General features: G+C 62.9%; 16 protein-coding genes and 4 pseudogenes. 2 read left to right on the top strand and 18 right to left on the bottom strand.

Annotation, left to right across the window (positions count from 1 at the left end):
- Positions 1-51 precede the first annotated feature (51 nt).
- From ABVN20_RS25120 to arnB, 9 genes and pseudogenes are all read right to left on the bottom strand, one after another.
- The gene (locus ABVN20_RS25120) at positions 52-1,230 is read right to left on the bottom strand and encodes an MFS transporter (protein WP_368558453.1); all 1,179 of its coding nucleotides are present in this window, start codon (positions 1,228-1,230) and stop codon (positions 52-54) included.
- 478 nt (positions 1,231-1,708) lie between these two features.
- Positions 1,709-3,088 carry a UDP-glucose/GDP-mannose dehydrogenase family protein gene (locus tag ABVN20_RS25115; protein ID WP_368558452.1) on the bottom strand — a complete coding sequence of 460 codons (1,380 nt, stop codon included), beginning with the start codon at positions 3,086-3,088 and terminating at the stop codon, positions 1,709-1,711.
- A gap of 3 nt (positions 3,089-3,091) precedes the next feature.
- Positions 3,092-3,487: a 4-amino-4-deoxy-L-arabinose-phosphoundecaprenol flippase subunit ArnF gene (gene arnF, locus ABVN20_RS25110; protein WP_368558451.1), complete on the bottom strand. Its 396-nt coding sequence runs from the start codon at positions 3,485-3,487 to the stop codon at positions 3,092-3,094.
- On the bottom strand, positions 3,484-3,828 hold the full coding sequence (gene arnE, locus ABVN20_RS25105; RefSeq protein ID WP_368558450.1) for a 4-amino-4-deoxy-L-arabinose-phosphoundecaprenol flippase subunit ArnE: 345 nt from the start codon (positions 3,826-3,828) through the stop codon (positions 3,484-3,486). Before arnE ends, arnF begins: the two co-directional genes overlap by 4 nt.
- Positions 3,825-5,471, bottom strand: a pseudogene (gene arnT, locus ABVN20_RS25100) (lipid IV(A) 4-amino-4-deoxy-L-arabinosyltransferase). Before arnT ends, arnE begins: the two are co-directional and overlap by 4 nt.
- Positions 5,468-6,353: pseudogene (gene arnD / locus ABVN20_RS25095) on the bottom strand (4-deoxy-4-formamido-L-arabinose-phosphoundecaprenol deformylase). The pseudogenes arnT and arnD overlap by 4 nt, the downstream one beginning before the upstream one ends.
- On the bottom strand, positions 6,353-8,344 hold the full coding sequence (gene arnA, locus ABVN20_RS25090) for a bifunctional UDP-4-amino-4-deoxy-L-arabinose formyltransferase/UDP-glucuronic acid oxidase ArnA (RefSeq protein ID WP_368558449.1): 1,992 nt from the start codon (positions 8,342-8,344) through the stop codon (positions 6,353-6,355). Before arnA ends, arnD begins: the two are co-directional and overlap by 1 nt.
- Entirely contained in the window at positions 8,341-9,360 is a 1,020-nt protein-coding gene (gene arnC / locus ABVN20_RS25085; RefSeq protein WP_368558448.1) for an undecaprenyl-phosphate 4-deoxy-4-formamido-L-arabinose transferase, read from the bottom strand. The genes arnA and arnC overlap by 4 nt, the downstream gene beginning before the upstream one ends.
- Positions 9,357-10,505, bottom strand: a complete 1,149-nt coding sequence (arnB, locus tag ABVN20_RS25080; RefSeq protein WP_368558447.1) for a UDP-4-amino-4-deoxy-L-arabinose aminotransferase — start codon at positions 10,503-10,505, stop codon at positions 9,357-9,359. The genes arnC and arnB overlap by 4 nt, the downstream gene beginning before the upstream one ends.
- Before the next feature lie 331 nt (positions 10,506-10,836).
- Here arnB and ABVN20_RS25075 point away from each other — a divergent pair.
- Positions 10,837-10,914, top strand: a pseudogene (locus tag ABVN20_RS25075) (outer membrane lipoprotein carrier protein LolA); the annotation flags it as partial.
- Positions 10,915-11,148: 234 nt separating this feature from the next.
- Positions 11,149-11,226: pseudogene (locus ABVN20_RS25070) on the top strand (outer membrane lipoprotein carrier protein LolA); the annotation flags it as partial.
- Between the two features lie 111 nt (positions 11,227-11,337).
- Here ABVN20_RS25070 and ABVN20_RS25065 read toward each other — a convergent pair.
- The 9 genes from ABVN20_RS25065 to ABVN20_RS25025 form a co-directional block, all read right to left on the bottom strand.
- Positions 11,338-12,393: an ABC transporter ATP-binding protein gene (locus tag ABVN20_RS25065; protein ID WP_368558446.1), complete on the bottom strand. Its 1,056-nt coding sequence runs from the start codon at positions 12,391-12,393 to the stop codon at positions 11,338-11,340.
- The gene (locus tag ABVN20_RS25060; RefSeq protein ID WP_368558445.1) at positions 12,390-13,988 is read right to left on the bottom strand and encodes an ABC transporter permease; all 1,599 of its coding nucleotides are present in this window, start codon (positions 13,986-13,988) and stop codon (positions 12,390-12,392) included. The genes ABVN20_RS25065 and ABVN20_RS25060 overlap by 4 nt, the downstream gene beginning before the upstream one ends.
- A gap of 4 nt (positions 13,989-13,992) precedes the next feature.
- A complete protein-coding gene (locus ABVN20_RS25055; protein WP_368558444.1) occupies positions 13,993-15,006 on the bottom strand; it encodes an iron ABC transporter substrate-binding protein in 1,014 nt (337 codons plus the stop codon).
- A gap of 138 nt (positions 15,007-15,144) precedes the next feature.
- Positions 15,145-15,705, bottom strand: a complete 561-nt coding sequence (locus tag ABVN20_RS25050) for a membrane integrity-associated transporter subunit PqiC (protein WP_368558443.1) — start codon at positions 15,703-15,705, stop codon at positions 15,145-15,147.
- A gap of 17 nt (positions 15,706-15,722) precedes the next feature.
- Positions 15,723-17,378: an intermembrane transport protein PqiB gene (locus tag ABVN20_RS25045; protein WP_368558442.1), complete on the bottom strand. Its 1,656-nt coding sequence runs from the start codon at positions 17,376-17,378 to the stop codon at positions 15,723-15,725.
- The gene (locus ABVN20_RS25040) at positions 17,359-18,003 is read right to left on the bottom strand and encodes a paraquat-inducible protein A (protein ID WP_368558441.1); all 645 of its coding nucleotides are present in this window, start codon (positions 18,001-18,003) and stop codon (positions 17,359-17,361) included. Before ABVN20_RS25040 ends, ABVN20_RS25045 begins: the two co-directional genes overlap by 20 nt.
- Positions 18,000-18,596, bottom strand: coding sequence for a paraquat-inducible protein A (locus ABVN20_RS25035; RefSeq protein ID WP_368558440.1), 597 nt, complete (start codon positions 18,594-18,596; stop codon positions 18,000-18,002). Before ABVN20_RS25035 ends, ABVN20_RS25040 begins: the two co-directional genes overlap by 4 nt.
- Before the next feature lie 99 nt (positions 18,597-18,695).
- The gene (locus tag ABVN20_RS25030; RefSeq protein WP_368558439.1) at positions 18,696-18,965 is read right to left on the bottom strand and encodes a type II toxin-antitoxin system RelE/ParE family toxin; all 270 of its coding nucleotides are present in this window, start codon (positions 18,963-18,965) and stop codon (positions 18,696-18,698) included.
- On the bottom strand, positions 18,955-19,146 hold the full coding sequence (locus tag ABVN20_RS25025; RefSeq protein ID WP_368558715.1) for an antitoxin: 192 nt from the start codon (positions 19,144-19,146) through the stop codon (positions 18,955-18,957). Before ABVN20_RS25025 ends, ABVN20_RS25030 begins: the two co-directional genes overlap by 11 nt.
- Between the last annotated feature and the right edge of the window lie 83 nt (positions 19,147-19,229).

The raw sequence follows: 19,229 nt of genomic DNA, 5'->3' as shown, positions 1-19,229 counted from the left end.
TGCCGATCATTACGGATGCTTACTAATTCATATTAATGCAGCTTGAGTGCACTAATTTTGCTGTAACGCCACGCGCCGACAACTCAGGTAGCACAGCCAACCGCCCAGGCCTGCCAGGGTAATCAAGGCGTAGAACATGGTCGGTGCGGGGGTGTGCACCAGCAGGAAGCCACAGATCACCGGGCTCAATGCGCCGCCCAGGGCCGCCAGGTTCTGCGCGCCGTAGTAGCTGCCGCGCAGTTCGTCCGGGGCCAGGGTGTCCACGAACAGGAACTCGGCAGGGAAGATGATCATTTCGCCGAGGGTGAAGACGAACATCGCCACGCACCAGGACACCAGGCTGTCGGCCAGGCTGAAACCGATCAGGCCGAGGATGAACAGGCCCGTGCCCAGGGCGATCCAGTAGCGCAACTGCTCGCGCTTGAGGAAACGGCCGATCTGGTATTGCAGCAGGATCACCGTGATGGCGTTGCAGGCGAGCAGCGCGGCCATGGTGTCCAGGGTGCGCTGCGGGTTGGCCACCACCAGCAGGTATTGCGACAGGTACAGGGTGAAGCGCCCGTGGACTACCGTGGTGAGCAGGCAGCCCAAGGTGAAGATGATCAGCGTGCGGTCGTTTTTCAGGGTGACCAAGGTTTTCAGGAAACTCTGCGGCTGGCCCGTGCTGGCGTCCCTGGGCGCATCGCTGGGAATCCCGCTCATCAGCAGGACGCTGGCCAGGGCGATGGCGCCGGCCATCAGGAACGGGGCAATCGGGTAGACCTTGGCAATCGCCACGCCGAGCATGGGGCCGACCGCGTAGCCGATGTTGGTCAGGGTGTAGCGCAGGGAAAACGCCTTGGCGCGCAGGCCCACGGGCAGGTGTTCGCTGAGGATCGCCTTGGACCCGATCAGGAACAACGCCGACGCCGTCTCGGTCACCAGCAGCGTCAGGGTGGTCAGGTAGAGGTTTTCGGCGAAGGTCAGCAGCACGAAGCCGATGCCGCTGGAGAGCATGGTCAGGATCAGCAGCCGGCGCTTTTCCAGGCGGTCAATGATGTAACCGCCGTATAGGGCCAGCAGGGTGGCGATGAACACGGCGATGCCCAGCAGCAGGCCGACGTCCTGCTGGTTGAGGCCCAGTTTGTTGCTCAGGAACAGGGTGAGCAGGGGACTGGTGATGGCGCGGCTGATGACGATGGTCAGCGAGGCGATCATCAGGCGGCGGATGACGAGGGAGTAACTGAACACGGTGGGGGTGATGTCCTTATTCTGGTTTTGGGACCGAGTCGCGCCCTATCGCGAGCAGGCTCGCTCCCACAGGAGCGACGGATATCCCTGTGGGAGCGAGCCTGCTCGCGATCGAGCCGCCCAGCCACCACAATACCAAGCCCCCCAGCTACTTTTGCACCCCCTCCAGCCACAACAACACAAAATCATTTTTATCGAAGCGCCCACTGATCACCGGCCACAAATCTGCCATTTGAAACCGAACCTACTGTAGGAGCGAGCTTGCTCGCGAAGCGGTGTGTCAGGCGACATCAATGCCGGATGTGCTGGCCCCATCGCGAGCAAGCCCGCTCCCACAGGGAATCTTGGTTGACCACAAATCTGCCATGTGAAACCCAACCTCCTGTAGGAGCGAGCTTGCTCGCGATGCGGTGTGTCAGGCGACATCAATGCCGGATTTGCCGGCCTCATCGCGAGCAAGCTCGCTCCTACAGGGGGATCAGGCCACGCCCTGCCTCGCCGGCCACTGCTGCAGGGGTATCGGCAGTTTGCGCGACTCGCCACGGCCCATGGGGAAGTAGGTGAAGCCGTTGCGGGCCAGGCGTTCGGCGTCGTAGAGGTTACGACCGTCGAAGATCACCGGGGCCTTCAGGCGCTGGCGGATCAGGTTGAAATCCGGGGCCTTGAACTGCTGCCATTCGGTGCAGATGATCAAGGCATCGGCGCCGGCCAGTACCGATTCGGGCGTTCCCATCAGCATCAGCTTGCTTTCCTCGGGATACAATTGCTGGGTTTCCTGCATCGCTTCCGGGTCGAATGCCCGCACGTTGGCCCCGGCGGCCCACAGGGATTCGAGCAGCACGCGGCTGGGGGCGTCGCGCATGTCGTCGGTGTTGGGCTTGAACGCCAGGCCCCACACGGCAAAGGTCTTGCCCCGCAGGTCGCCCTTGAAGAACGCATTGATACGGTCGAACAGTTTGTGTTTCTGCCGCTGGTTGATGGCTTCCACCGCCTGCAACAGATCGCTGGAGCAATGGGCTTGTTCGGCACTGTGGATCAGCGCGCGCATGTCCTTGGGGAAACACGAACCGCCATAGCCGCAGCCGGGGTAGATGAAGTGGTAGCCAATGCGCGAGTCGGCACCGATGCCCAGGCGCACCGATTCGATGTCGGCGCCCAGGTGTTCGGCCAGCTCGGCGATCTGGTTGATGAAGCTGATCTTGGTCGCCAGCATGCAGTTGGCCGCGTACTTGGTCAGTTCGGCGCTGCGCAGGTCCATGAACATGATGCGGTCATGGTTGCGGTTGAACGGTGCATACAGGTCGCGCATCACATCGCGCACCTCGTCGCTGTCGCAGCCGATGACGATCCGGTCCGGCCGCCGGCAATCGGCCACGGCGGAGCCTTCCTTGAGGAATTCGGGGTTGGAAACGATCTCGAATTGCAGCAGGCGCCCGACCTTGAGCAGGCATTTGTCGATGTGCGTGCGCAGTGCGTCACCGGTGCCGACCGGCACGGTGGACTTCTCTACCAGAATCACCGGTTGTTCCCGATGACGGGCCACCGCTTCCCCCACGGATAGCACGTAACGCAGGTCTGCCGAGCCATCGTCCCGCGATGGCGTGCCGACCGCGATGAACAATACCTGGCCATGTTGCACCGCAAGTTTTTCATCGGTGGTGAATTGCAGGCGCCTGGCCTCCAGGCTTTCGCGCACCAGGCTGGCCAGCCCCGGTTCGAAAATGCTGACGTGGCCCTGTTGCAGCAACTCGACTTTTTTCTCGTCGATGTCCATGCAAACCACGTCGTGGCCGACTTCTGCCAGCACAGCAGCCTGCACCAGGCCTACGTAACCGCTACCAAATACACTGATCTTCATGGGTCACTCCTGAGTTTGCGGCGCGTGAGCGGGTTGAGAATGGATGGTGATGACACCGAGGACGACCAGCGCCACCCCGATGCTTTTGCCAAGGCTGAAGACTTCGTTGAACACCGGCAGCGTGGCGGCCAGCAGGTACACCAGCGCGTAGCTGATGCTGAGCAGCGAATAGGCCCGGCCCAACGGCAGGTCGCGCAGGGCCATGAGCCAACAGAGCATCGACAGGGCGTAGGCGAGGATGGCGGCCAGCACCACGGCCACCGCCAGGGGCTCGATGGCGTCACTGAACCAGTGTTGGGGCAGCGGCAGGCGGGTCACGCTCCAGCGCATGCCCAGTTGCGCCAGGCTGACCAGCAGCACGCTGGCAAGGGCGAAAGACAGGCCACGGCGCAGGTTCATGCGTGCGCCCCCAACAGCGCCACGCCGCCGATCACCAGCACGACGCCCATCCAGTGGCGGCGGTCGATGTGTTCATCGAAGAGAAAACGGGCAACCAGGGTGATCAGGACAAAATTCAGGCTCAGCATCGGGTAGGCGATACCCACCTCGAGGCGCTGCAACACCAGCAGCCACACCAGCAACCCCGCGCCCAACGCCACGAACGCCAGCCAGAGCCACGGTGTACGCAGCTTGAAGGCCAGGCCGGACGGCACGCCGCGCCAGCTTTCCACGGCGTATTTCTGGGCAATCTGGCCCAGGCAGGTCAGCAGGCAGGCGGCCAATACCAGGATCAGGCTCATGAGGCCTCCTGAGGAAAGATCAGAATCACCAGGTTGCCGCGCTCATAACGTTTGCCATCCTTGGGCAGGCGTTCGATCTCACCCAATTCATCTTTACCCTTGACCCGCATCAGCACGCCTACGGAACCCCGCTGGCGGGCGTCGCGCATCCACTGTTGCACGCGCTCGGGGTCGACGCGCTGTTGTGCGCCGTCAGGATAGGCGAGGCCATATTTCAGTTCGCCTATCGTGTTGTACAACGCGATATCCGGGCGTTTCAGGCGCCAGGCCAGCGCGAGGCGGCGCCCAGGTCATTGCTCAGCAACGCGGCGGACTGGCCCAGTTCCTCGACATGTTCAAGCACGAACTGGTCGGGCATCTTGTTGGCCACCACCGATTCGGGCAGCGCTCCTGGCAGCAGGCCGATCAACAGGAGGCTGCCAATCGCTCGGCGCCGCCCAGCATTGCAGCGGTCGGAAGGCTTGCAGCAGGTTGGCCATGATCCAGCCGATCAGGCCGATGAACACCAGCACCAGGCTGTGCAGTTCGTGGTCGTAGAGCGGCTTTTTCAGTTGCAGGTAAACCAGCGCCAGCAGGGTGACCAGGCCCAGGAACAGATTGAGCAGGCCATTGAGCCGCAGCGCCCGGCCTTGCTCCAGGCGCAGGCGGTCCGCCAGGGCATGGCCCAGCAACAGCGCCAACGGCAACAGGCAGGGGAAGATGTACGCGGGCAATTTGCCCTTGCTCAGGCTGAAAACAGCAGCGGCATCAGCAACCACAGCAGCAGAAAACCCACAGGCGCCTGCCGCCGTGCGTGCCACGCCTGGCGCAAGGCCGGCGGCAGCATGCCGACCCAGGGCAGGCTGAACGCCACCAGCAACGGCAGGTAAAACCACCACGGCGCGTCATGCTGGGCATCGTCCCCGGCGAAACGGCGGATGTGCTCGTGCCAGAAGAAGAATCGCCAGTAATCGGGCTCGTGGGCATGAATCGCCAGGGCCCATGGCAGGCTCACGACGATGGCCACGGCGATCGCCAGCGGGCCGTAGCCCAGCAGTTCACGCCAACGTTTCTGCCAGAGCATCCAGGGCAGGGCGATCAATACCGGCAGCAGCCAGGCCAGAAAGCCCTTGGTCATGAAGCCCATGCCGCACGCCAGGCCCAGTACGGCCCAACCGAACAGACGCTGGCCGCGACGGGCGCTGTCCAGGGCAAACCACAGCGCCACCAGGCTCAGATTGACCCAGAAGGTGAATTGCGGATCGAGGTTGGCATAGCCGGCCTGTCCCGCAACGACGGTGAAACTCATGTACAGCAGCGCGCAGACGAAGCTTTTGCGCGGCTCATGCCACAACCGTTGGGCGATCAGGTAGCACAACAGCACGCTGAGGGTGGCACTCAGGGCCGAGACAAACCGCACGCCAAACAGGTTGTGGCCGAAAATCGCCTGGCTCAGGGCGATCGTCCAGTAACCCGCCGCCGGTTTCTCGAAGTAACGCAGGCCCATGAAGTGCGGAGACACCCAATCGCCGCTCAGCAGCATGCCCTGGCTGATCTGCGTGTAACGGGTTTCGTCCGGAATCCACAGACCATGGCTGCCCAGGGGCAGGAGATAGGCCAGCAGACAAAGGCCCAGAACACGGCAACGCCCAGCGTTTGCTCATGCGCCTTGCACTCCCAGCCAGCCCTCACGACCCTCCAGGGTGCCTCGGTGTATCCGGCCAGTCGGCAGCTCGCCGGGTGTGGATGGGAGTAAGTCGCCCAGGGGCTGGAAGCGAATGCCGCGTTGGCCCGCAGCGGCCAGCAATTGACGGAAAGGGGTCGGCCATCAGAATCCCTTCGACTTCGGCGTGGATTGTGTAGACGTTAAGGTTTGCCGCCGTGAAGCGGTCAAGGATGAAGCGATTGAAATCCGCGGCAGCGACTGTCGGGCCGACCACTTCGTCGAAGGTCGGCAGGTCCACCGGAATTTGCGGTGCCCCCAATTCGCCGCTGGGCAATTTCGGCTGGAACAGCCGATGCCCGCGACAGTCGCTGTTGTAGCGAAAGCCGAAGGCCTGCTTTGCCTCGATCACCCGTTCGTCCGCACGCCAGCCGGCGGCGGCCGAACACGGCACGTCCTGGCCGAGAATGTCGCTGAGGCTGTCCACACCCCGACGCAGTTGCTCGATCAGTTGCAGGCTGCTCCAGCGCCCGGCGTTGGCCTGCCAGCCATGGTGATCCCAGGCATGCAGGCCCACTTCGTGACCGGCGTCCCGAGCCCGGCGCATCAGGTGCCCCAGATCCCGGCCGATCGGCTTGCCCGGCCACGCGGTACCGGCCAGCAGGATGTCCCAGCCATACAGGCCGGCGGCATTGGAGCGCAGCATTTTCCAGAGGAATTGCGGGCGGATCAGGCGCCACAGGTGGCGGCCCATGTTGTCCGGCCCGACACTGAAGAAAAACGTCGCCTTGACCTGCGCCTCATCGAGCAGGTCCAGCAGGCGCGGCACGCCTTCGCGGGTGCCGCGGTAAGTGTCGACATCAATGCGCAACCCCGCCCGCATCAGGCTTTACTCGCGATTTCGCGCATGGCTTCACGCAGGAAGAAATCCAGGGTATTGCCGATGGTTTCGCTCATCTGCACCGTGGGCGCCCAGTCCAGCAGGCGCCGGGCGTTGTCGATGCTCGGCTTGCGGTGGGACACGTCCTGGTAACCACTGCCGTAGAACGCCTTGCTTTCCACCTCGCGAAAGCCGGCGAACGGCGGGAAGTTATCGCGCAATGGATGGGCCTCGAACTGACGTAGCAGCTCTTCGCCCAACTGGCGGATGCTGGCTTCGTTGTCCGGGTTGCCGATGTTGATCACCTGACCGTTGCAGGCGTCGTCATGGTTGTCGATGATCCGCGCCAGAGCCTCTACGCCGTCGGCGATGTCGGTGAAGCAGCGTTTCTGCTCGCCGCCGTCGAACAGGCGAATCGGCGTGCCTTCCACCAGATTGAGGATCAACTGGGTGATCGCCCGGGAGCTGCCGATACGCGCCGAGTCGAGACGGTCCAGGCGCGGGCCCATCCAGTTGAAGGGGCGGAACAGGGTGAAGTTCAGGCCTTTCTGGCCGTAGGCCCAGATCACCCGGTCGAGCAACTGCTTGGACGTGGAGTAGATCCAGCGTTGTTTGTTGATGGGGCCGACCACCAGGTTGGAGGTGTCCTCGTCGAATTTTTCGTCCTGGCACATGCCATAGACTTCCGACGTCGACGGGAAGATCACCCGCTTGTTGTACTTGACGCAGTAGCGCACCAGCTTGAGGTTTTCCTCGAAGTCCAGCTCGAACACCCGCAGCGGATTGCGCGTGTATTCGATCGGCGTGGCGATGGCCACCAGCGGCAGGATCACGTCGCACTTCTTGATGTGGTACTCGATCCATTCGGAGTGAATGCTGATGTCGCCTTCGACGAAATGGAAATTGGCGTGGCTGCGCAGGCGCTCGATGGCGTCGCTGCCGATGTCCAGGCCGTAGATCTCGTAGCGGTCATCGCGCAGCAGGCGCTCGGACAGGTGATTGCCGATGAAACCGTTGACGCCGAGGATCAGCACCCGCGTGCGGCGTGGCGCGCGGCCGCTTTCGGCACCGCGCAACACCGAGCCCTCGACCAGCCCTAGCTCGGCCGCCAGTTGCGGCCCGCTCAGGTACAGGCCGTTGTCGTTGCGCTGGCCGGCGTGGATCACCAGAGAATCCTCGCCACAGGCGATGCGCAGCGGGTCGATGCTGATGACCCGGCCCGGCGCCAGGCCGTCGTTGCCCTTGATCACGTCCGCGCTCCAGACGATCAACTTGTGCTCGCCGACGGCACAGAACGCCCCCGGATACGGTTGGGTGACCGCGCGCACCAGGTTGAACAGCGCTTCTGCCGGCTGTTTCCAGAACAACTGGCCGTCCGCCGGGGTGCGGCGCCCGTACACCGTGGCCTGCGTTTCATCCTGCGTGGTTTCGTTGACCTTGCCCGCCAACAATGCCGGCAGGGTGTCGCGCAGCAGGTCGGCCGCCGCCACCCGCAGCTTGCCGTGCAGGCTCAGGGCGGTGTCGCTGCGCTCGATGGCGACGGGTTGCTGGGCGACGATCGCACCGGCGTCGGCACGTTTGACCATGCGGTGCAGGGTCACGCCGGTTTCGCTTTCGCCGTTGACCAGCACCCAATTGGCCGGGGCGCGCCCGCGATAGCGCGGCAGTTTCGAGCCGTGCAGGTTGAAGGCGCCTTTACTGGCCGTGGCCAGCAACGGTTCGCTCAGCAGGTTGCGGTAGTAGAACGAAAACAGGTAGTCGGGGTTGAGCTGGCTGATGCGCTCGATCCACAGCGGATGGTTGACGTCTTCCGGCGCATGCACGGTGATGCCCTTGCGCGCGCACAGTTGCGCCACCGAGGCGTAGAAGGTGTTTTCCTGGGGATCGTCGGCGTGGGTGAACACCGCGGCAATCTCGTAACCGCTGCCCAGCAGGGCTTCGATGCCGGCACAACCGATATCGTGATAGGCGAAGACAACAGCTTTTGCGCTCATGGATGAACCTGATCGGGAGAAAGGGAAGGGAGGCCGTCGACGGTGACCCCCGCCACAGGGGCGGCGGGTTGGCTGCGCAGGACTTTTTCAATGAAAAAACGCGGGCGGGCGCGCACATCGCTGTACATGCGCCCCAGGTATTCGCCCAACAGGCCCATGCCGATGAACTGGCCACCGGTGAACACGAACAGCACGGCGAACAGCACGAAGGTGCCGTCACCGGCCCAGCCGGCGCCGAACACCAGGCGCAGCACGATCAGCGCGGTGGCGAAGGCCAGGCCGAGCCCGGCCATGGCGAAACCGACGATGCTCAGCAGCCGCAGCGGTGTGGTGGTCATGCAAGTGATCAGGTCGAACATCAGGTTGACCAGGCGCATCGGGCTGTATTTGGATTCGCCGTGTTCACGTTCGGCGTGGGGCACGAGGATTTCCGTGGTGTGCCGGGCAAAGCTGTTGGCGAGGATCGGGATGAAGGTGCTGCGTTCGCGGCAGGCGAGCATCGCCTCGACGATCGAGCGACGGTAGGCGCGCAGCATGCAGCCGTAATCGGTCATGGCCACACCGGTGGAGCGTTGCACGGCGAGGTTGATCAGCTTCGATGGCCAGCGGCGCAGGGCCGAGTCCTGGCGGTTGTTGCGCACCGTGGCCACCACGTCGTAGCCGAGTTCGGCCTGGGCCACCAGGCGCGGGATTTCTTCCGGCGGGTTCTGCAGGTCGGCGTCGAGGGTGATGACCACATCGCCCTTGCATTGCTCGAAGCCGGCCATGATCGCCGCGTGCTGGCCGTAGTTGCGGTTGAGGATGACCGCCACCACCGGGCTGCACTCGCGGTTGGCGGCTTCTTCGAGGATCTGTGCCGATTGATCGCGGCTGCCGTCGTCGACCATGACGATTTCGTAGTCATGGTGCAGTTGCTGGCACGCCGCTTCGGTGCGCCTGAGCAGTTCGGGCAGGCTGTCCTGTTCGTTGTAGACCGGGATGACAATCGACACGCAACGGATCGGATAGGGTTTCACGGGCGGGTGTCCAGTGTCTGTTCAATGGCGCTGACCACGCGATCGACATCGCGCTCGGTCATGTCGGGGAACAACGGGATCGAGCACAGGCGTGCCGAGTTCCATTCGGTGTTGGGCAGGTAGAGGTTGGGGAAACGCTGGCGGTAGTAGGTGTGCAGGTGTGTCGCGATGAAGTGGATGCCGGTACCGATGTTCCGTGCCTGCAAGGCTTTCATGAAGGCTTCGCGATCCAGCCCGCAGCGCTCGGCGTCGATGCGCAGGATGAACAGGTGCCAGGCGTGGTGCTGCGGATACGTCGGCACTGTCAGCGGTTGCACTGGCAGGCCTTCCAGTCGTTGCAGGTAAGCTTTTGCCAGTGCGGCGCGCCTGGCGTTGATTGCTTCGATGCGCTCCAGTTGCACCAGGGCGATGGCGGCGTTGATGTCGGCCAGGTTGTACTTGAAACCCGGCTCGATGACCTGGGCCTGGGGCTTGCGGCCGTGGGTCAGGCGGTCGTAGGCGTCAACGCCCAGCCCGTGGAACTTGAGCATGCGCACCCGGTTGGCCAGCGCTTCATCGTCGGTGACGAACATCGCGCCTTCGGCGCAGGTCATGTTCTTGATCGCGTGAAACGAGAAGATCGCCGTGCCCTGGGCGCCGACATGGCGGTTCTTGTAGCGGGTGCCGACGGCGTGGGCGGCGTCCTCGATGACGGGGATGCCGTGTTTCTCGGCAAGCAGGTAAAGCGGGTCGAGATCGAACGCAGCCCCGGCGTAGTGCACCGGGATGATTGCCCGGGTGCGTGGGGTGATGGCGGCTTCGATCAGTTCTGCGCTGCTCATCAGGGTATCGCGGTCGACATCGACGAACACCGGCGTCGCGCCCAGCAGGCAGATCAGGTTGGCGGTCGACACCCAGGTCTGCGACGGCGTGATGACTTCATCGCCGGGGCCGATGCCCAGGGCCAGCAACGTGACGTGCATGGCCCCGGTCGCCGAGGACAAGGCCACGGCGTGGCGGCAACCGACATAGTTGGCAAAGTGTTGTTCAAGTTGCTGGTTCTTTGGCCCGGTAGTGATCCAGCCGGAGCGCAGGACTTGTTCTACGGCAGCTATTTCTTCATCACCGATACTGGGTCGGGAGAAGGGCAGAAAAACTTCATCCATGGAAAACCTCAGGGCGTAAGAGTTCCTTCGACAAAAGTGCCGAAATCAATAATGTTCAACGAATGGTTCGCCCCCAAGGGCGCGGCCAGTAGCCCGTCCAGGCGTTATGGGTAGGACTGAGGGTAGGCGTTTTTTTGTGAAAGAAACATCAAAAAGCGGTAAGAGAATCGTCTATCTGAACGTTATTAAGCCTATGTTCAGACTTCTGCCGTTCATCCAGAAAAGTCCTACGGAAGTTGCCCGCGTTATATGAGAAATATTTCAGTTGTTAGTTGGTTTATATCCAATCAAACGACAACCACATCCCCCTGTAGGAGCGAGCTTGCTCGCGATGGAGGTCAACGATAATACGGGGCACCTGACACCCCGCGGCGCCCTCAGGCTCATCGCGAGCAGGCTCGCTCCCACAAGGATTGCGGTCATCTGTATGGGGGGGCACCTGACACCCCGCGCTGCCCTCAGGCTCATCGCGGGCAAGCCCGCTCCCACAGGTTGGCGCTGTGTCTGTAGGAGCGAGCATGCTCGCGATGGAGGTCAACGATGACGCGGGGTACCTGACACCCTGCGGCGCTCTCAGGCTCATCGCGGGCAAGCCCGCTCCCACAGGGTTGGCGCTGTGTCTGTAGGAGCGAGCTTGCTCGCGATGGAGGCCAACGATAACGCGGGGCACCTGACACCCCTCGGCGCCCTCAGGCTCATCGCGGGCAAGCCCGCTCCCACAGGATTGGGGCTGTCTCTGTGGGAGCGAGCCTGCTCGCGATGGTCGTCAACGATGACGCGGGGTACCTGATACACCGCATCGCGAGCAAGCTCGCTCCTACAGGGGGCGGGGTTATGGGCCACTCAGCACGTGCGCATGGCCGATGGTGGTGACGTGCACCGCGCTGCCGGTCGGTGGGGCGTACAGGCCGGAGCTGCGGACCATCAGGGAGCGGCCGGGTTGGGGGTCGAGTTCGACGGTCAGGGTGCAGGTGTTGCCGCTGAAGTCCCGGTCGGTCACCACGGCGCGGCAGCCGGCGACTTCCAGGCTGTTGGCGACCACGCCCACCACCTGCAATTGCTCAGGGCGCAGCATGATCTGGGCGCTGCTGTTGTTGCGATGGTTGTTGACCGGGATCCGCCCCAGCTCGCAATGGGCCCAGCCGGCCTCGATCCTGGCGGGCATGACCACGGCGTCGCCGAGGAACAGCGCGGTTTGCTCATCGTCCGGGTAGCGATACAGGTCCAACGGGTGCCCGGACTGCACCAGCCGCCCGTCACGCATCACCGCCAACTGATCGGCAAACGACAACGCTTCGCTCTGGTCATGGGTGACCAGGATGGTGGTCACGCCTGCATCGGCCAGCAAACGCGCGACCATCTTGCGCATGGCCGCGCGCAAACCGGTATCGAGCGCGGAGAAAGGTTCATCCAGCAACATCAACCGTGGCTGCTGCGCCAACGCCCGGGCCAGCGCCACCCGTTGCTGCTGCCCGCCGGACAGTTCGTGGGGCCAGCGCTCGGCCATGTTGAGCGGCAATGCCACGCTGTCCATCAACTGGGCGATACGCTCGCGCTTGTCCGTGCCCTTGGCTGCGAGGCCGAAACCGATATTGGCCGCCACGCTCATGTGCGGAAACAGCGCGCCATCCTGTGGCACGTAACCGATCTGGCGTTGATGCGCCGGCACTTCACGGGTGTCGTCGACCAGGGTCTGGCCATTGAGCGACAGGCTGCCGGCGTCGGGAAACTCAAAACCGGCGATCATCCGCAGCAAGGTGGTCTTGCCCGACCCTGAAGGGCCGACGATCACCGTGCGACTGCCGGTCGGCACCGCCAGGCTGATGTCATGCAGGACCCGTTGTGAGCCATAGGATTTGCTGATCGACTGCAGTTCAAGCGCGTTCATCGGCCCGCCGTGCGTTTGGATTGGTGGTAGAGGAGGCCGGTCAACGGCAGGGACAGCACAATCATCAGCAGCGCGTAGGGCGCGGCCGCTGCATAGTCGATTTCGCTGGTCAGCGCCCAGAAGCCGGTGGCCAGGGTGCGAGTGCCGTTGGGTGCCAGCAGCAAGGTGGCGGTCAATTCATTGGTGATCGCCAAAAACACCAGCGCCGCGCCCGCCGCGGCACCCGGTGCAGCCAGGCGCAGGGTGATCAGCCACAACGCCTTGGCGGGCGAACGCCCCAGGCTGCGCGCCATGTTTTCCAGCTCGATCGGCGCCTGGGCGATACCGGCCCGCAGGCTGACCAGCGCGCGGGGCAGAAACATCAGCAAGTAGGCGAGCAGCACGGTAATGGTGGTCTGGTAGATCGGCCGGGCGAAATGCACCGTGACGGTCACCAGCGCCAGGGCGACGACAATCCCCGGCAACGAACTGGTGATGTAGTTGCAGCTCTCCAGCACCCGCTGCAAGCGCCCCGGCGAGCGGATCGACAGCCAGGCAATCGGGATCGCCGCCAGGGTGGTGAGCGCGGCACCCGCGGCACCCAACAGCAGGGTCTGTTGCAACGCGGGTAGCAACTCGGCCATCTGCCAGACCTGCACGCCACCGGCGACCAGCCACTTGCCCAGGGTAATCAACGGCACGCCCAGGGCCAGGGCGCAGGTCAGCATCAGCAAGGTCAGGGCAAGGAGCGTCTGGCCAGTCTTGAGCCTGACCAGGCGCTGTTCGCGCGCACTGCCCGAGCCCACCCGGGCGTAACGCGCATGCCCACGGGCCGCCGATTCGACCGTCAGCATCGCCAGGCAACTGAGCGCCAGCACACCGGCGAGCATGTTGGCGGCCGGGCCGTTGAAGGTGGATTTGAACTGATCGAAGATCGCCGTGGTGAACGTATCGAAGCGGATCATCGCATACAGGCCGTATTCGGCCAGCAGGTGCAATCCAACCAGCAGGGCGCCGCCGCAAATGGCCAGGCGCAATTGCGGCACCACCACCCGGAAGAACACCGCCCATGGCTTGAGCCCCATCGACTGCGCGACATCCTCGATGGCCGGGTCGAGACGGCGCAGGGTTGCGGCCACCGGCAAGTAGAGAAAAGGGAAGTAGGCGATCACCGACACCAACACGCCGGCAAACAGCCCATGGATCGGTGGCACCAGGCTCACCCAGGCATAACTGTGCACGAACGCCGGCACTGCCAGCGGCGCGATGGCCAGTAACGACCAGACACGACGACCCGGCAAATTGCTGCGCTCGGTCAGCCAGGCCAGTGTCACACCCAGCGCCACGCAAAGGGGCAGGGTGATCACCACCAGCAACACGGTGTTGAGCAGCAGCTCGCCCACCCGCGGGCGGAACACCAGTTCCACCAGCCGGACCCAACCGGTTTGCCACGACACCCCCACGACAAAGGCGATCGGCAGCAGCGACAGCACCGACACCAGCACCGACAGGCCAATCACCCACGCGCCGCCACGCCCGGCAAACAAACCCCGGGCGTGGCGGCGCAATGGTGCGGGGATCGGTGCGGCGACCCCCGCCGGCAGTGTTTCAGGCATCAATTCAAAGCAATCCGGCCTGAGTCATCAGCTCCACGGCTTTTTTACTGTCGAGTTTGGACGCGTCGACTTTCGGCGCATCGAGCTGCTGCAAAGGCACCAGTTTAGGGTTGGATTCAACGTTCTTGCCGACCGCGTACTCATACGAGTTGCCGGTCCTGAGAATCGCCTGGCCGTCCTTGCCGGTCACCCACTTGAGGAAGGCCTGGGCCTGTTCCTTGTGTTGACTGGACGCGAGGACGCCGCCACCGGAGATACTCACGAACGCACCCGGGTCCTTGTGCTTGAAGTAGTACAGGGCAGTGTTCTTGCTGTTTTCACCGGTCTTGGCCTGGTCGCCAAAACGGTAGTAGTGATAGATCACGCCGCTGTCGACCTGCCCGGCGTTGACCGCCTTGAGCACCGAGCTGTTGCCGCGGTAAGGGGCGTAGTTGGCTTTCATGCCCTTGAGCCATTCCAGTGTGGCCGCTTCGCCCTTGAGCTCCAGCACGGCGGCGACGATCGCCTGGAAGTCGGCGCCGGCCGGCGAAGCGGCCCAGCGACCTTTCCATTTCGGATCGGCCAGGTCCATCAGCGATTTCGGCAGCTCGGCTTCCGGCAACTTGCTCGGGTTGTAGACAAACACCGTGGAGCGCGCCGCAATCCCTACCCATTTGCCGTGGGCCGGGCGGTAGGCCGCATCCACCTGTTCCAGGGTAGTCGGTGCCACCGGTGCAAACAGGCCCGCGTTGTCGACCAGCACCATGGCCGGAGAGTTCTCGGTGAGGAACACGTCCGCCGGGGAGGCGGCGCCTTCCTGGACAATCTGGTTGCCCATCTCGGTGTCATCGCCGTTGCGCACCGTGACCTTGATGCCGGTTTCCTTGGTGAAACCCTCGACCCAGGCCTTGGTCAGGCTTTCGTGCTGGGCGTTGTAGACCACGATGCCATCGGCGTCGGCGGCGTAGACGTGGCCAGCGCCGAGCAGGGCAGTGGCCAGCAGGGTGTGCTTGAGGATTGCGGGGATGCGGTGATTCATGCGGCGGCAGCTCCAGTTATGTTTGGAATCGTGCACGGACAGACCAAAGAGGGTCGTCAATGAGTGTAGGTCAATGCGAATCGTTTGCAGCTCAAACGCCGGCAAATGTAATCGGCCAAATGCGAAAAAAACGTGAATTCATGAGGCCGGTGGGCAAGTTTTGCGGTTGCCGTTGGCCGCCTGGCTGATCAGCTCGGCAAGGCGCTTGACGTTGCCCTGTTGGGCGATCACCAACTCGTCTACGGTCGGCCCCGACGGTGTCCGCAACGTACTGTGGCAACTCAACAGGGTGTTGTCGCCATCACCGGCGCTGCGCAGGCGCCATTGCACGTCGATCAGCGCATATTGGCCGGGAATCGAATCGAAACGCTGCACGTCCAGGCGCACCGACACTTTCTGCCTGGGGGCGCTATTGGCGAGCTGATCGGCCAACGCACTGCGCAACTCGTCCACCAGGCTGGCGGCCCACCAGTCGGTTTCCAGAATGGCCAGGCCACTGTTGCCCTGGCGAATGACGATCTGCGGCCGGTCCACCTGGGGCGGCACACTCAGGCCTTCGATCTGGATGTCTGCGCCGTGCCCCCGTGTTGCACCGTTCATTTGCGCCGGGGTCAGGGTATGGAATTGAATCGGGTCGCTGCGACAGGCAGCCAGCAGCGCCAACACAGCGAGCAGCATGAACTTGGGCATAGCAGCCATGGGTGAAGCTCCTGTGGTCAGTTGCGCGGCGGCGCTTTCAGGTCCAGCGGTGCGGCATTGTCGGGGCGACCGCGGATCAGCGACTCCGGATGCCGGCCCAGGTAATCCGAGAGTTCACGCAGGGAGCGCGACATACGGCCAAGTTCGTCCAGGGTGCGGGTCAACTGTTCGCGTTGCGGCGAGTCCTCGGCCAGGGTCGAGGTGGCCGATTGCAGGGTCTTGCTGACATCGCCCAGGGTGGTCTGCACGCCGGGCAGTGTCTTGGCGTTGAACTGCACCAGGCCTTTGCGCAATTCGACCAGGTTGCCGTCCAGGTTGCTGGCGATGCGTTCGATCGGCAGCGCATTGATCTTGTTGACCATGCCTTCGAGTTTCTCCTGCAATTGCTCCAGGCTGCCGGGGATGGTGGGGATCGACGGCGGACGCGCAGTGGGGTCGAACGCGACTTTCTCGGCTTTGGGGTAGAAATCGAGGGCGATATACAACTGACCGGTCAGCAGGTTGCCGCTGCGGGCCTGGGCGCGCAGGCCGTTGTCGATGAAGGTGCCGATCAGCCGGATGCCGGCGGCTTCGTCTTCCGGATCGTGCTTCAGGACCTTGAGCATTTTGACGTGGGCCTGACCGAGCCGCTGCGGGTAGATCAGGATGCCGACGTTGATGGGAAAACTGCGTTTCTCGGCGTCGAAATCCAGGTTGACCGAAACCACCCGGCCAAATTCGACGCCGAGGAATTCCACCGGCGCACCGACCTTGAGCCCGCGTAATGCCTGATCGAAGCGCAGCACCAGGTACTGCGCTTTCCCGGCGGGAGGGGCGAGGGCGGTCTGCTGGTCTTCGAACAAGTCATAGGATTTACCTTCCGCGGCCGCCACATCGTTGGGGCTGAATTCCGGGGCGCGGAAGGCGATGCCACCGACGAGCATCGACGACAATGACTCGGTTTTCACCGCAAAACCGTTGGCGCCGACATTCACGTCAATGCCGCTGGCGTTCCAGAAACGGGTATTTTCGGTGACGTAGGCATCATTGGGTGATTGAACGAACACTTCGATGTTCACCCCTTTGCCGTCGGCGTCCAGGGCGTAGGCAACCACCTGGCCGACCGGGATCTTGCGGTAGTAGACCGGTGAGCCGATATCCAGCGAACCCAGGTCCTCGGTGTGCAGAGTAAAGCGCTTGCCGGGCTCGCCGTAGGTGATGGGCGGCGGGTTCTCCAGCCCCGTGAAATGCTTGGCGCGGGCGTTGTCGGCGCCGATATCGGCGCCCACGTAGTCACCGGAGAGCAAGGTGTCGATACCCGAGACGCCGCCGGCGCCAATACGCGGGCGCACCACCCAGAACTGCGAATCCTTGCGGGTAAAACTCTCGGCCTGCTTGGACAGCTTGATGGTGGCGTTGACGCTCTTCTGGTCGTCGCTCAATTCGACGTCGGAGACATGGCCGATCACCACGTTGCGGTATTTGACTTCGGTCTTGTTGGCGATCAGGCCACTGCCGGTCTTGAAGGTCACGACGATGGTGGGGCCTTCCTGCATGATGCTGTGCACCACCAGGGAAATGCCCACCAGCACGGCGACGATGGGCACGATCCACACCAGCGAGACGCTGAAGCGCCGGGTCTTGATCGGCGCCTGTCCCGGGGCCTGCGGCCCGTCAGTGGCTTGCGACTTCATCCATGACCTCCTCGTTGTTTGGATTGTCCCAGATCATCCGCGGATCGAAACTCATCGCCGCCAGCATGGTGAACACCACCACCAGGCCAAAAAACAGAATGCCGGTGCGCGGTTCGATGTCGGCCAAGGCCTGGAACTTCACCAGCGAGGCCACCAGCGCGACCACGATCACATCGAGCATCGACCAGTAGCCGATCACCTCGACGAAACGGTACAGCTTCGAACGTTCCTTGCGCGCCCATTGGCTATTGCGCTGAACGGTCACCAGCAGCATGCCCAGGGCGATGAACTTGATGCCAGGCACCGCGATGCTGGCGATGAAGATGATCAGGGCGATATCCCACGCCCCATGCGACCAGAAGTCGATGACGCCGCTCATGATGGTGCTGTCGGCGCCGTTGCCGACCATCTTGGTGTTCATCACCGGCAACAGATTGGCCGGCACGTAGAACACCAGAGAGGTAATCAGGTAGGCCCAGGTCCGCGTCAGCGCGTTGGTCTTGCGCCGATGCAACGGCGCGCCGCAGCGCTCGCATTCGTGGGGTTCGTGGGTCATGTCACAGGCCAGGCCGCAGGTGTGGCACAGGCACAGGTTGAGTTCGCTGGCGCTTGGGGGTGTGCTCATGGCAACTCCCACAAATCACGCACATCGCGCCCGGCGATGCGGATCATCATCAGGCTGAGGATGGCCAGGGCGATCAGGCCGATGCCCGGCAGCACATCGAGAAAACCGGCCAGCTTGATCACCGCCACCATCGCCCCGAGCAGGCACACTTCCAGCATGCTCCAGGGCCGCAACGTCTCCAGCCAGCGCATGCAGAACCTGAACCCTGGCGAACGACGACCGACGAGGGCATGCACCAGCACCCAGAACAGCAGCACCAACTGGAAGATCGGCGCGATGATCATGGAAATCGCCGCCACCAGGGCAATGAAGGTAATCGGCCCCAGGCTCAAGGCCAGCACCGAATCCCACAGCGTCGCGCTGTTTTTCAGGCCCTGGAGGCTGATGCTCATGACCGGGTAGAAATTGGCGAAGATCCACAGCATCAACGCCGTGAGCGTCAACGCCAGACGCTGCTGCACCGTCAGCCCGTTATAGCGCTGAAGCACGCCACCGCAGCGCACACAGAGGGTTTTCTGATGCTTGGCGAGCATGGCTTTCTGGTACACGCCGTCGCAGTGCTCGCAGATGATCAGTTGATCGGTCGAAGCCATAGGCCGCTCTCGCCGGGAGACAGGAAGTTCAGAGCACTTCCTCAATATAGAAGTGCCTTGCGATTGAGCAAATCGAAAGGCGCAATGGGGCGTATTCGTTCAGGGGTATTCACGTCTGGCGTGCAGGATGTTGAGGATATCTATCCGGTCCGTCACGCGGTAAACCACCAGGTAATTGGGATGCACAACGATTTCACGGGTGCCGGATACCCGGCCGGGTCGATACAGAAAAGGGTGTTGTGACAGTGCGGAGATAGCAGTGTCGATGGTTTGGCTCAGCTTGCTGGATGCGGTGATATCGTGCTCGCTGATGTAGTCGAGTATTTCCAGTAATCCAGCCCGCGCTTCGGGCCGCCATTTAATCCGCATCGCTCCTGTTACGTTTGGACTCGATGAGTGCGCGGATTTCGGCCATTACCTGATCGTGCGGGATACTCGGGCGCGGATCGTCAATGGAGGACTGGACCTTTGCACGGAACCAGCGGTCATAGCTGGCCACCTGTTCCTCGGTATCGAGCGATGGATCAAATGTAGGGCGTTGGGGGCACATGGAAATCTCCAGAATGGGTGCCCGCCAGTCTATTCGTGATGTTGAATCTTGTCTTGGTTGCCCTGACTGCCGGGCGGGGATTT

Source organism: Pseudomonas sp. MYb118 (assembly GCF_040947875.1).
GTDB lineage: Bacteria > Pseudomonadota > Gammaproteobacteria > Pseudomonadales > Pseudomonadaceae > Aquipseudomonas.
The sequence above is the reverse complement of the archived record's forward strand: the minus strand, read 5'-3'. Positions and strand labels throughout refer to the sequence as shown.

What these genes read in the sequence shown, in the direction of transcription:
- ABVN20_RS25115 (WP_368558452.1), bottom strand. Translation starts at nt 3,088, where the DNA reads ATGAAGATCAGTGTATTTGGTAGCGGTTACGTAGGCCTGGTGCAGGCT.
- arnF (WP_368558451.1), bottom strand. Translation starts at nt 3,487, where the DNA reads ATGAACCTGCGCCGTGGCCTGTCTTTCGCCCTTGCCAGCGTGCTGCTG.
- arnE (WP_368558450.1), bottom strand. Translation starts at nt 3,828, where the DNA reads ATGAGCCTGATCCTGGTATTGGCCGCCTGCCTGCTGACCTGCCTGGGC.
- arnA (WP_368558449.1), bottom strand. Translation starts at nt 8,344, where the DNA reads ATGAGCGCAAAAGCTGTTGTCTTCGCCTATCACGATATCGGTTGTGCC.
- arnB (WP_368558447.1), bottom strand. Translation starts at nt 10,505, where the DNA reads ATGGATGAAGTTTTTCTGCCCTTCTCCCGACCCAGTATCGGTGATGAA.
- ABVN20_RS25065 (WP_368558446.1), bottom strand. Translation starts at nt 12,393, where the DNA reads ATGAACGCGCTTGAACTGCAGTCGATCAGCAAATCCTATGGCTCACAA.
- ABVN20_RS25060 (WP_368558445.1), bottom strand. Translation starts at nt 13,988, where the DNA reads ATGCCTGAAACACTGCCGGCGGGGGTCGCCGCACCGATCCCCGCACCA.
- ABVN20_RS25055 (WP_368558444.1), bottom strand. Translation starts at nt 15,006, where the DNA reads ATGAATCACCGCATCCCCGCAATCCTCAAGCACACCCTGCTGGCCACT.
- ABVN20_RS25050 (WP_368558443.1), bottom strand. Translation starts at nt 15,705, where the DNA reads ATGGCTGCTATGCCCAAGTTCATGCTGCTCGCTGTGTTGGCGCTGCTG.
- ABVN20_RS25045 (WP_368558442.1), bottom strand. Translation starts at nt 17,378, where the DNA reads ATGAAGTCGCAAGCCACTGACGGGCCGCAGGCCCCGGGACAGGCGCCG.
- ABVN20_RS25040 (WP_368558441.1), bottom strand. Translation starts at nt 18,003, where the DNA reads ATGAGCACACCCCCAAGCGCCAGCGAACTCAACCTGTGCCTGTGCCAC.
- ABVN20_RS25035 (WP_368558440.1), bottom strand. Translation starts at nt 18,596, where the DNA reads ATGGCTTCGACCGATCAACTGATCATCTGCGAGCACTGCGACGGCGTG.
- ABVN20_RS25030 (WP_368558439.1), bottom strand. Translation starts at nt 18,965, where the DNA reads ATGCGGATTAAATGGCGGCCCGAAGCGCGGGCTGGATTACTGGAAATA.
- ABVN20_RS25025 (WP_368558715.1), bottom strand. Translation starts at nt 19,146, where the DNA reads ATGTGCCCCCAACGCCCTACATTTGATCCATCGCTCGATACCGAGGAA.